This is a genomic window from Oerskovia rustica, assembly GCF_014836555.1.
GTDB lineage: Bacteria > Actinomycetota > Actinomycetes > Actinomycetales > Cellulomonadaceae > Oerskovia > Oerskovia rustica.
Genome location: NZ_JACSQQ010000017.1, coordinates 29,985 through 40,811, shown reverse-complemented (window position 1 = coordinate 40,811; position 10,827 = coordinate 29,985). Strand labels below are relative to the sequence as shown.

The 10,827-nt window shown below is 71.4% G+C and carries 13 protein-coding genes; 1 reads left to right on the top strand and 12 read right to left on the bottom strand.

Annotated elements, in window-relative coordinates; translation table 11 throughout:
- Positions 1–58 precede the first annotated feature (58 nt).
- Entirely contained in the window at positions 59–556 is a 498-nt protein-coding gene (locus H9652_RS11385) for an NUDIX hydrolase (protein ID WP_191796346.1), read from the top strand.
- Positions 557–563: 7 nt separating this feature from the next.
- On the opposite strand, the gene H9652_RS11380 is transcribed toward H9652_RS11385, so the two are convergent.
- From H9652_RS11380 to H9652_RS11325, 12 genes are all read right to left on the bottom strand, one after another.
- Positions 564–1,403 (bottom strand): ABC transporter permease, encoded by an 840-nt coding sequence (locus H9652_RS11380; protein WP_191796345.1) that lies wholly within the window; start codon positions 1,401–1,403, stop codon positions 564–566.
- The gene (locus tag H9652_RS11375) at positions 1,400–2,449 is read right to left on the bottom strand and encodes an ABC transporter ATP-binding protein (protein WP_191796344.1); all 1,050 of its coding nucleotides are present in this window, start codon (positions 2,447–2,449) and stop codon (positions 1,400–1,402) included. Before H9652_RS11375 ends, H9652_RS11380 begins: the two co-directional genes overlap by 4 nt.
- A 157-nt stretch (positions 2,450–2,606) precedes the next feature.
- The gene (locus H9652_RS11370) at positions 2,607–3,404 is read right to left on the bottom strand and encodes a hypothetical protein (protein WP_191796343.1); all 798 of its coding nucleotides are present in this window, start codon (positions 3,402–3,404) and stop codon (positions 2,607–2,609) included.
- Positions 3,401–4,306, bottom strand: a complete 906-nt coding sequence (locus H9652_RS11365) for an ATP-binding cassette domain-containing protein (protein ID WP_191796342.1) — start codon at positions 4,304–4,306, stop codon at positions 3,401–3,403. The genes H9652_RS11370 and H9652_RS11365 overlap by 4 nt, the downstream gene beginning before the upstream one ends.
- Positions 4,303–4,692, bottom strand: coding sequence for a GntR family transcriptional regulator (locus H9652_RS11360; protein ID WP_191796341.1), 390 nt, complete (start codon positions 4,690–4,692; stop codon positions 4,303–4,305). Before H9652_RS11360 ends, H9652_RS11365 begins: the two co-directional genes overlap by 4 nt.
- A 284-nt stretch (positions 4,693–4,976) precedes the next feature.
- A complete protein-coding gene (locus tag H9652_RS11355) occupies positions 4,977–6,056 on the bottom strand; it encodes an aspartate-semialdehyde dehydrogenase (RefSeq protein ID WP_191796340.1) in 1,080 nt (359 codons plus the stop codon).
- Positions 6,057–6,070: 14 nt separating this feature from the next.
- The gene (locus H9652_RS11350; RefSeq protein ID WP_138822672.1) at positions 6,071–7,390 is read right to left on the bottom strand and encodes an aspartate kinase; all 1,320 of its coding nucleotides are present in this window, start codon (positions 7,388–7,390) and stop codon (positions 6,071–6,073) included.
- A gap of 262 nt (positions 7,391–7,652) precedes the next feature.
- Positions 7,653–8,036, bottom strand: coding sequence for a hypothetical protein (locus H9652_RS11345; protein WP_225228110.1), 384 nt, complete (start codon positions 8,034–8,036; stop codon positions 7,653–7,655).
- A gap of 191 nt (positions 8,037–8,227) precedes the next feature.
- A complete protein-coding gene (locus tag H9652_RS11340; RefSeq protein WP_191796392.1) occupies positions 8,228–9,025 on the bottom strand; it encodes a TSUP family transporter in 798 nt (265 codons plus the stop codon).
- Positions 9,026–9,193: 168 nt separating this feature from the next.
- Positions 9,194–9,769 carry a DUF5063 domain-containing protein gene (locus tag H9652_RS11335; RefSeq protein WP_138822668.1) on the bottom strand — a complete coding sequence of 192 codons (576 nt, stop codon included), beginning with the start codon at positions 9,767–9,769 and terminating at the stop codon, positions 9,194–9,196.
- Positions 9,762–10,361: a recombination mediator RecR gene (gene recR / locus H9652_RS11330; protein ID WP_191796338.1), complete on the bottom strand. Its 600-nt coding sequence runs from the start codon at positions 10,359–10,361 to the stop codon at positions 9,762–9,764. The genes H9652_RS11335 and recR overlap by 8 nt, the downstream gene beginning before the upstream one ends.
- 63 nt (positions 10,362–10,424) lie before the next feature.
- Positions 10,425–10,826 carry a VOC family protein gene (locus H9652_RS11325; RefSeq protein ID WP_318244128.1) on the bottom strand — a complete coding sequence of 134 codons (402 nt, stop codon included), beginning with the start codon at positions 10,824–10,826 and terminating at the stop codon, positions 10,425–10,427.
- Between the last annotated feature and the right edge of the window lies 1 nt (position 10,827).

Below are 10,827 nucleotides of genomic sequence, written 5' to 3'. Positions count from 1 at the left end.
CCCCGAGGTCTCGCGGGTTCCGACACTCCCCGTGGCGCGCAGGTCTACGCTCGATCCCATGCCGATCCCCGACTTCGTCGCCGCCCTCCGGTCCCGCGTCGGGACCGACCTCCTGTGGATGCCGGGGGTGTCCGGCGTCGTGATCGACGACGCAGGCCGCCTCCTCCTGGGGCAGCGCGCCGACACCGGGCAGTGGGCGATCGTCAGCGGCATCCTCGAACCGGGCGAGGACCCGGCCGTGGGCCTCGCCCGCGAGATCCTGGAGGAGACCGGCGTCGCGGTCCACGTCGACGCCCTGACCGGGGTCACCGTGACGCCGCCCGTCGAGTACCCGAACGGCGACCGGTCGCAGTACCTCGACCTGTGCTTCCTGTGCCGCCCGGTCTCCCCCGCCGCGGCGGCCGAGGCCCACGTCGCGGACGACGAGTCGCTCGCCGTCGCGTGGTTCTCGCCCGACGACCTGCCCACCGACCTCGCCGCGTCGACGAGCGAGCGCCTCGGCCACACGCTGGGCTACCTCGCGGACCCGACCGCGGGCCCGCACCTCGTCCGGTAGCCCGTCCTCACGACCAGCGGAACAGCCTCGCCGCGAGCGGCAGCAGCACCACGGTCCACACCGCCATGACCACGAGCTGCGACACCGGGACGCCGGTCCCGAACCAGCCCGTCGTCATGGCCTGCGTCGCCGCGCCGAGCGGCGTGTATCCGGCGATGGTCTCCACTACCTCGGGCATGACCGGCCCGGGCGTCCACATGCCCGCGAGGAACAGCATCGGGAAGTACAGCGTCATCCCGATCGCCGACGCGGTGCTCGCCTTCCCGGCGCGCGACGCGATGAGCATCCCGATCGAGAACATCGACAGGATCCCCAGCAGGAAGCTCCCCAGGACGACCGTGAGGTTCGTGGGGCCCGCGAGGTCGAACACCTGGCTCCCCACGACCACCGCGAGCAGCGCCGCGACGCAGACCGTCACCAGGTTGATGAACAGGTGCGCCCCGATGAGCCCCTGCGGCTTCATGGGGGTCGTCGAGAGCCGGCGCAGCACGCCCTTCTCGCGGAACGTCGCGAAGTAGACGGGCAGGGTCGTGAGCGCGACCGTCGCGACGGCGGTCGCGAGCGCCACGGGGACGTAGACCGCGACCGCGGTCAGCCCCTCCCAGGGTGGCGGCGCGTCGGTGATGACGTCCCGCATGCCGGGGAACGCGAAACCCACACCCACGAGCAGGACCGTCGGGAAGAAGAGCGCGAAGAAGACCGTCCCCGGGTCGCGGAGCAGCAGGCGGGCCTCGGTGAGGGTCAGCGTCCGCAGGCCGTGCCAACCCGTGCCCGCGATCCTGCGGCGTCGGGGGCCGCCCGCCTGCCGCGCGCCCTGTGTCGTCGTCCGTGCCGTCTGCGTGGTCATCGCGCTGCTCCTTCGGTGTCGGACCGGTCGTCGGTCGCGGCGGGGCCCGTCGCCCCCGTGTGGTCGTACGTCCTGCCCGTGACGTGCACGAACACGTCCTCGAGCGATCTGGTCATGGTCCGGACGTCGGGCACGACGTCACGCTCTGCGAGTGCCAGCACGACGGCGGGCAGCACCCGCCGCGTCCCCGTCACCTCGATCTCGCGGCCCGCTCGCGCCACCGCACCGACGTCCGCGAGGCCGCCGAGGACCTCGAGCACGACGGGCTCCTCGTGGGGCTCGACCCGCAGCCGCAGCACGCGCGAGGAGTCGACCGACTCGATGAGCTCGGCCGGGGACCCGGCCGCGACGACGACACCCTGGTCGATGATGACGAGGCGGTCGCACAGGCGCTCGGCCTCGTCCATGAAGTGCGTCACGAGCAGGATCGTCACGCCCCGCTCCCGCACGCGTTCGACGAGCTCCCAGGTCGCCCGGCGGGCCTGCGGGTCGAGCCCCGTGGTCAGCTCGTCGAGGATCGCGACCTGCGGGTTCCCGACGAGCGCGAGCGCGATCGAGAGCCGCTGCTTCTGCCCGCCCGAGAGCTTCGCGAACTGCTGGTCGCGGTGCGGGGCGAGGTCCAGCAGGTCCATGAGCTCGGCCGTGTCGGCCGGGTCCTCGTAGAACGAGGCGTAGAGCCGCAGCGCCTCGGCCACGGTCATGCGCTCGTTGAGCTCGGCCTCCTGGAGCTGGACGCCCAGGAGCTCGCGCACCGAGGCAGGGTCCGACTGCGGGTCGAGGCCGAGGATCCGGACGGTCCCGGCGTCGGCCTGCCGGAGCCCGGCCAGGCACTCGACCGTGGTCGTCTTGCCGGCCCCGTTGGGGCCGAGGACGCCGAAGATCTCCCCCGGCCCGACGGCGAAGCTCACGTCGCGCACGGCGACGGTGCTCCCGTACGCCTTGCGCAGGGCGACGACCTCGATGGCCGGTGCGGCGCCGTCGGGCACGGTGCGTGCCGCGAGCGACGGCGAGGGTGGGACGGACGGGACAGGATGTGCGGTGGTCATGGCGACCTCCCTGAGGGTGTGTTCGCCCACCGGGCGGCGCACCGGTGGACCGGGCGCCGTCCGCTGGACGGGATGAGCGTTCGTGGTGGGTGCGCCGGCCCCGCGGAGGGGACGCGCCGCGCTAAGGCGTCGGGGACGCCAGTGCGTCAGTCGACCGTCAGGTCGTGACGGGAGCGATGGCCACCGACCTCGTGACCAGGTGGAACGCGAACGCCGCTGCGGCGAGGCCCAGAAGACCGCCCACCACCGCGGTGAGCACCTGGGCATCGGCCAGACCGACGGCCTGGGCGAACGGCCTGCCGAAGTAGCCGCTCTGGAACGCGAGCTCGACGAGGACCAGTGGGACCAGGAACAGCGGGATGGCGAAGGTCCCGCGCCACACGCCGAAGCCGTAGTACCCCATGCCGATCGCCGCGCCCGAGAGCCAGTACACGCTGCAGAAGAAGAGCTGCACGAGGAACGCGGTGCCGACCTGCCCGCCGTCGACGTAGAGCTGGGCCCGGTCGAGCTCGGGCGACCAGCCCTGCGACCGGAAGACGAGCCACTCCACGTAGCCGAGCGCTGCCGCCACGACCGCGAACGTGAGCCCGAGGAAGACCGCCGTGAACCAGGCCGAACGGATGAACGACCGTCGGGTGCCTCCCGCCGCGACGTGCACCGCGATCATGGCGAGGGGCGTGATGATGCCCATGACGAACAGGAAGAACTTCGCCGACCCGCTCACGACGCCGTCGATCACGCTGCCGTCGAGGATGTCGGTGCGCACCTCGACGTAGCCGATGATGCCCGCGATGATGAGCACGATCGCCCAGAACCACACGCCGATCTGCCACGTCCCGGCGCACATCGACCACGCCGAGGTGCGCAGCGACCGTCTCTCGGCAGCGCGACGCATCGTGGCACGCTGCACCTCGCGATCGGTGAGGGCCGTGGGGCCCGCCAGGTTCTCGGTCATGACCGCTCCTCTCGGGTCAGGTGCACGAACAGGTCCTGCAACGGCACCGCGCCGAGCTCGAGGCCCGCCTCGGTCGCCGCGGCGCGCTCGGCGTCGTCGAGCGTGCCGAAGAGCGTGACCTGGGCCGTGCTGCCCAGGCGTTGACGGGCCAGCACACGGCGGCCGTCGACGAACTGCTCGACCACGGCAGCGGTCCCCGTGAGACTCACTCCCCTGGCGCGGACCGACTCGACGCTCTCCGCGAGCAGGACACGCCCCTTGTCCACGATCACGACGTCCTCGAAGATCCGCTCGACCTCGTCGATCAGGTGGCTCGACAGGATGATCGTGCGGGGGTGCTCGGTGTAGTCCTCGACGAGCGCGTCGTAGAACGCGTACCGGCTGGGCGCGTCCATCCCGAGGTAGACCTCGTCGAAGATCGTCAGCGGCGCCCGCGACGCGAGCCCGATGACCGCTCCGAGCGCCGATCGCTTGCCGCGCGAGAGGCTCTCGGGAGCCTTGCGCAGGTCGATCTCGAACAGGTCGACCAGGCCCGCAGCGAGGTTCGCGTCCCAGTGCTCGCGCAGCTCGGCGTAGTAGCCCAGGCTGTCGGCGACCTTGGTCGCGGCGATCGTGTCGCCGCTCTCGCGGACGAGCTGCGTGCCGGCCATGGCCCAGGCGTTCTCGAACGGGTCCTCGCCGTCGACCAGGACCGTGCCGGCGTCAGGCCGACGCATGGCGGCGATCAGCGAGAGGGCGGTGGTCTTGCCCGCGCCGTTGCGGCCGAGCAGGCCCGTGATGGTGCCCGGGCGTACCTGGAGGCTCAGGCCGTCGAGCGCAGGGTGCTTCTCGTCCTTGCCGAAGCTCAGGGTCACGTCCTGGAGCTCGACGCCGAACGGCTCGGGGCGGGTGGGGGCGGTCATGAGGTCTCTCCCGTCGGGGTGGGGCGGCCCTGGGGTCCGCGGCCGAGCACGTGGTCCACGATCTCGGCGGGCGTGATACCCAGGAGGTCGGCCTGCACCAGCGCGGGGCGCAGGACCTCGGCGAAGTAGCGGTCGCGGTGCTCGGCGAGCAGCTTCTCGCGGGCTCCGGTCGCGACGAACATGCCGACGCCACGGCGCTTGTAGAGGACGCCCTCGTCGACCAGCCCGGCGAAGGCCTTGGCGGCCGTCGCGGGGTTGATGCGGAACGTCGTCGCGTACTGGGTCGTGGACATGACCTGCTCCTCCTCGGCGAGGTCGCCGCTCAGGATCTGGGCGCGGATCTGCTGGGCGATCTGCAGGTAGATGGGTTCAGGTCCGTCGAACATGGGGCCCATCCTCTCGTCGATCGCACGTTCTGTGGTTCATTACATGAGTAATGAACCACAGAACCGTGGGTGCGCGCAAGGGGCTTCCTCGACGAGAAGTGGGGGGGGGGGGGGGGCGGCCCCTGATCCCGTCGGACCATGGGGCCACAGCTCACTTCCCGGGACGGCACACAGCACGACGGCGCCCGCCCACCGGAAGGTGAGGGGCGCCGTCGGGCACTGCGATGCGTGGTCCGTGTCAGAACCAGCGTGACCTCGGTGTCACGCTGGTTCTGACAGCCGGGTCACGCGGGGGTCGAAGCCTTGCTCGCGAGGTCCGCCGCGACCAGCTCCGCGACCTGCACCGCATTGAGCGCGGCACCCTTGCGGAGGTTGTCGTTCGACACGAACAACACCAGGCCGCGACCGCCCGGCACGCTCTGGTCGGTACGGATACGGCCCACGAACGACGGGTCGGCACCTGCGGCCTCGAGCGGGTTCGGGACGTCCGAGAGCGCGACCCCCGGGGCGTCCGCGAGGAGCTCGCGCGCACGGTCAGGAGAGATGGCCTGACCGAACTCGGCGTGGATCGCGAGCGAGTGACCCGTGAACACCGGGACCCGCACGCACGTACCCGCGACCAGCAGGTCCGGGAGGCCGAGGATCTTGCGAGACTCGTGACGGAGCTTCTTCTCCTCGTCGGTCTCCTCCTCGCCGTCGTCCACGATCGAGCCGGCGAGCGGCACCACGTTGAACGCGATGTTGCGCGGGAACTTGTCCGGCGCGGGGAACGAGACCGCGCTGCCCGAGTGCACCAGGCCCGTGAGGTCCTGCTCGGCTCCCGCGACCGCCTGGTCGCGCAGCTCGGCCGCACCGGCCAACCCCGCACCCGAGACCGCCTGGTACGTCGCCACGATCAGACGCTCCAGACCGGCCTCGTCCGCGAGCGGCTTGAGGACCGGCATCGCGGCCATCGTGGTGCAGTTCGGGTTGGCGATGATGCCCTTGCGCGCCTCGTGGATCGCCTCCGGGTTGACCTCCGAGACGACCAGCGGGACGTCCGGGTCCATGCGCCACGCGGACGAGTTGTCGATCACGACGACGCCCGCCGCGGCGTAGCGCTCGGCCTGCGCCTTCGAGGTCGCGCCCCCCGCGGAGAACAGGGCGATGTCGAGGCCCGACACGTCGGCCGTGGCCGCGTCCTCCACGACGACGTCCTCACCCTTCCAGGGCAGCGTGCTGCCCGCGGACCGCGCCGACGCGAAGTAGCGGATCTGCGCGACCGGGAAGTCACGCTCTTCGAGCAGACGACGCATGACGGCGCCGACCTGACCGGTCGCCCCGACGACGCCGACGACGAGGCCTGCAGAGTTCTGGTTGCTCATGGTTCTCTCCTCGCTCAACGGCCGGTGCCGGCGTAGACGACTGCTTCGCTCTCGCCGTCCAGCTCGAACGCGGTGTGGATGGCCCGCACCGCGTCGTCGAGGCTGTCGGCGCGGGTCACGACCGAGATGCGGATCTCCGACGTCGAGATCATCTCGATGTTGATGCCCGCGTCGCGCAGCGCACCGAAGAGCTGCGCCGAGACGCCCGGGCTCGACTTCATGCCCGCCCCGATGAGCGAGACCTTGCCGATCTGGTCGTCGTACTGGAGCGACGCGAAGCCGATCTCCTCGCGCACGGCGTCCAGGGCCGTGGTCGCGAGCGCGCCGTCGTCCATGGGCAGCGTGAACGAGATGTCCGTCAGGCCCGTGGCCGCGACCGAGACGTTCTGGACGATCATGTCGATGTTCGCGCCCGCACCGGCCACGACCTCGAAGATGCGTGCGGCCGTGCCCGGCACGTCCGGGACGCCGACGACGGTGATCTTGGCCTCGCTGCGGTCGTGCGCGACGCCGGAGATGATCGGAGCTTCCATGATGACCTCTGCCTCGTTGCCGGCCGGGGAGCCGGGAGCCTGCTGGGGGACGTTCGGCACCGAGCGCGCGTCGTTCGACACGATCGTCCCGGCCTTCGTCGAGAACGACGAACGGACGTGGATGGGCACGCCGTAGCGGCGCGCGTACTCGACGCAGCGCAGCACCAGGACCTTGGCCCCGCTCGCCGCCATGTCGAGCATCTCCTCGTAGGAGATGTGGTCGATCTTGCGGGCCGTCGGCACGATGCGCGGGTCCGCGGTGAACACGCCGTCGACGTCGGTGTAGATCTCGCACACGTCGGCGCTCAGGCCCGCCGCGAGCGCCACGGCCGTGGTGTCCGAGCCGCCGCGACCGAGGGTCGTCACGTCGTTGGTGCTCTGGGTGACGCCCTGGAACCCGGCGACGATCGCGACCGAGCCCTTCTCGACGGTCTCGCGGATGCGGTGCGGGACGACGTCGACGATGTGCGCCTTGCCGTGCACGGCGTCCGTGATCACGCCGGCCTGCTGGCCCGTGAACGACTTCGCCTTCACACCGAGGTTGTTGATCGCCATCGCCAGCAGCGACATCGAGATGCGCTCGCCTGCCGTGAGCAGGATGTCCATCTCGCGCTGGGGAGGGAGGGGGGTGACCTGCTGGGCGAGATCGATGAGCTCGTCCGTCGTGTCACCCATGGCCGAGACCACGACGACCACGTCATGTCCGGCCCGCTTGGTCTCTGCGATGCGCTTCGCCACCCGCTTGATGCTCTCCGCATCAGCTACCGACGAGCCACCATATTTCTGCACGACAAGTGCCACTTGCTGCTCCGTTACGTCGCCGGCCTCCGTCTCTCTCAACGGCCCGCCGGGTGTTTTACGAGTCGGTCGATGATAGCCCGAGGCCCGGGGTCGCCGGGAGGGTGCTCAGGATGCGGCCGGCCGGGAACGGGGGTCGGGCGCTGACCTGCGACGACGCCGTGATCAGCGGGTGCCGAGAACGTTGTCGATGCCGTTTCGGGCCCCCTGACGGCCTCCATCCCGTTCTCGGCGGCGTGGGCAGCCGGGTGGTGGCTGGGCGGGGTCAGGTGCGCGGGTTGGCCAGCACGAGACAGGTGTAGAGCCCGAGGCCCGCACAGGCCAGCACCAGGAGCACGAGACCCCGCCGCCGCGGCCAGGCGACGAGGATCCCGAGCGCGGCAGGCACGGTGACCATCACCACGAGGTCCGCGAACGCCTCGGTGGCAGGCGCCGGATCGCCGATGCAGGCAAGGTCAGCCTCGACGCCCGGTCCCGTCTGACAGAGGTAGCCGTAGCCGTCGATCCCGCGGTCGTAGGCGATCATGGCGGGGATCGCCACCAGGACATACCCCACGACAGCGACGAGCACCCCGACGAGAGGGCGCCACCGCGAACGAGGCCGACCGTGCAGGTCGTGCAGGTTGTGCAGGTCGTGCAGGTCGTGCACGAGGTCGCCGCCACGGTTCGTCGCACCCGGCGCCCGCACCCGCGGTCGCGCACGAGACGGGTGTTCGCGCACGAGACGGGTCTCCAGGTCAGGTGCGTAACCACCCGTCTCGGACCGGACGACCCGTCTCGGCCCCGGCCGGCCGGACCCCTTCGGACCGGCCCCGCCCGACACCCCCTCCTCGCGCACGGTCACTCCCCCAGGCTCGTGAGGACGTCGTACCCCAGCTTGCAGATCAAGGCGCCCACCACGACCACGAACACGACCCGCACGAACCCGCTGCCCTTGGCCACTGCCATGCGTGCCCCGATGTAGGCGCCGAGCAGGTTCGCGGCCCCGATCGCGAGCCCCAGTCCCCACAGCACCGCGCCGTACGGGACGAAGAAGATGAGCGCCCCGGCGTTGGTCGCGAAGTTCGCGATCTTCGCGAGCGCCGAGGCCGGCAGGAACGCGTACCCCAGGATGCTCACGAGCGAGATGACGAAGAACGTCCCCGTCCCGGGGCCGAGCAGCCCGTCGTAGAACCCGATCGCGAGCCCGATCCCCGCCGCGGCCCACCGGTGACCGTTGCCCTCCCAGCGCAGGTTCGTCGTGTGACCGAGCCTCGGCCTGGCGATCGTGTACGCCGCCACGGCGATCAGGACCACGAGGATGATCGGCTTGAACAGCTCGGCGGGGATCTTCGACGCGAGCGCTGCGCCGCCCACGGCCCCTACGAGCGCCGCGAGCGCCATGGGTCCGGCGGTCCGTAGGTCCGGCCCCACGCGCCGGTAGTACGTCGTCGCGCTCACGGACGTGCCCATGATGCTCGCGAGCTTGTTGGTCGCGAGGGCCTGGACGGGGCTGATCCCGGGGACGAGCAGCAGCGCGGGGAGCTGGACGAGCCCTCCCCCGCCGACCACGGCGTCGATCCAGCCGGCGGTCAGGCCCGCGAGGACCAGCAGGGCGATCGTCAGGAGGTCGAGCTCGAGCCCGCCCGAGCCGGGCAGCACGATCCCGTCGGCGGTGGGAAGGGTCGCGGCGAGGTCCCAGGTCACACGGAAGTCTTGCACGACGGGCGACGAGACGTCCGCGTGCTGTCTTGCTGCCAGACCCTAGCGGTCGGTGGTCACGCCGCAGGACACTGCACGCGCCACGCCTCCCGAGCACTGTTCGCGTCAGGAGTGCAGCGCGTCGTACTCCGCCTCGGCGGCGACGTCGTCCTCGACGTCGAGCCGCAGGTGCGCGAGCACGAGCTGCAGGACGCGCAGCGCGCTCGCGGCCCGCTCGCCCCACAGCGACAGGTAGGAGAACTGCCACCACCACAGGGCCTCGAGCTCCTGGCCGGAGTCGTAGTGCTGGAGCCCCTTGGCCAGGGCTTCGGCGATGCACGCGATGTCCCCGGACACGGACGCCTGACCGACGACCGCACCGAGCACCGGGTCCTCGATCTCCGGGTAGTCGTCGAGGCCGTCGAGCAGCCGGGCCAGGCCTTCGCGCAACGGGTCGAGGTCGGTCTCGGGCCCGGCGTCGGGCTCGAAGCGCTGGTCCGGGACGACGTCCATCATGGCGCCCAGTCGTGCGCCGACGGCCAGCAGGTCCGACGTGGCGAGGAGGAGCAACGGGATCGCGGCCTCCGGGGCCGCGCCCGAGGCGACCTCCGCGGTCGTCGTGAGGAAGGTGCGCGCCTGCGCGGACACCGAGGCCGCGACGGACCGCAGGTCCGACCCCACGGCCTCTTCGGTCTCAACCACTGACGACCCTCCGTCCCTCGAACGCCCGCCCGAGCGTCACCTCGTCGGCGTACTCCAAGTCTCCACCTACCGGCAGTCCGGACGCCAGGCGGGACACGCGCAGCCCCATGGGCGAGAGCATGCGCGTGAGGTAGGTGGCCGTGGCCTCGCCCTCGACGTTGGGGTCCATCGCAAGGATGACCTCCTGGACCGCGCCGTCGGCGAGCCGGGTGAGGAGCTCACGGATGCGCAGGTCGTCGGGACCGACGTTGTCGATCGGGTTGATGGCCCCGCCGAGCACGTGATACTTGCCGCGGAACTCGCGCGTGCGCTCGATCGCGACGACGTCCTTGGGCTCCTCGACGACGCAGATCACCTCTGCGGAGCGCCGGGGGTCACGGCAGATGCGGCACTGCTCGGACTCCGCGACGTTGCCGCAGATCTCGCAGAACCGCACGCGCAGCTTGACCTCGGTGAGCGCGTCGGAGAGCCGCCGCACGTCCGCGGCGTCGGCCGCGAGGAGGTGGAACGCGATGCGTTGGGCACTCTTGGGGCCGACCCCGGGGAGTCGGCCGAGCTCGTCGATCAGGTCCTGGACCGCGCCTTCATACACGCCCCCAGCCTACGTGGCGCCGCCGACTCCGTGGTCCGCCGCGCGGACGTCACGGGGGCCGCGTCAGTCGTCGGCCGCGACGATCTCCACCTCGAAGCCGTCGGCGTTCTCGAGGTAGGCCGCGTAGTGCTGCGGGCCGCCCGCGTAGGGGTGGGCGTCGGCGAACATCAGGCTCCATCCGTGCTCGGCCGCGCGCGTCACCAGGTCGTCGACCTCGGCGCGGCGCCCGCCCGAGAACGCCAGGTGGTTGAGGCCGGGACGCAGGCGGTCGTGCCTCGCGGCGCGGGCGGCCGGGCTCGCCTCGAGCACGATGTACGTCGCCCCGCGCAGCCAGCTCTGGCCCGAGGCCCACGTCTGGAACCGCGTGTAGCCGAGCTCGTCGAGCAGCCACGCCCACGAGCTCTCCGCCGCGTCGAGGTCCTCGACCCACAGCTCGACGTGATGGAGCTCCCCGCGCGGGCTCACG

What these genes read in the sequence shown, in the direction of transcription:
- H9652_RS11365 (WP_191796342.1), bottom strand. Translation starts at nt 4,306, where the DNA reads ATGACCGCCCCCACCCGCCCCGAGCCGTTCGGCGTCGAGCTCCAGGAC.
- H9652_RS11385 (WP_191796346.1), top strand. Translation starts at nt 59, where the DNA reads ATGCCGATCCCCGACTTCGTCGCCGCCCTCCGGTCCCGCGTCGGGACC.
- H9652_RS11360 (WP_191796341.1), bottom strand. Translation starts at nt 4,692, where the DNA reads ATGTTCGACGGACCTGAACCCATCTACCTGCAGATCGCCCAGCAGATC.
- H9652_RS11380 (WP_191796345.1), bottom strand. Translation starts at nt 1,403, where the DNA reads ATGACCACGCAGACGGCACGGACGACGACACAGGGCGCGCGGCAGGCG.
- H9652_RS11375 (WP_191796344.1), bottom strand. Translation starts at nt 2,449, where the DNA reads ATGACCACCGCACATCCTGTCCCGTCCGTCCCACCCTCGCCGTCGCTC.
- H9652_RS11370 (WP_191796343.1), bottom strand. Translation starts at nt 3,404, where the DNA reads ATGACCGAGAACCTGGCGGGCCCCACGGCCCTCACCGATCGCGAGGTG.
- H9652_RS11355 (WP_191796340.1), bottom strand. Translation starts at nt 6,056, where the DNA reads ATGAGCAACCAGAACTCTGCAGGCCTCGTCGTCGGCGTCGTCGGGGCG.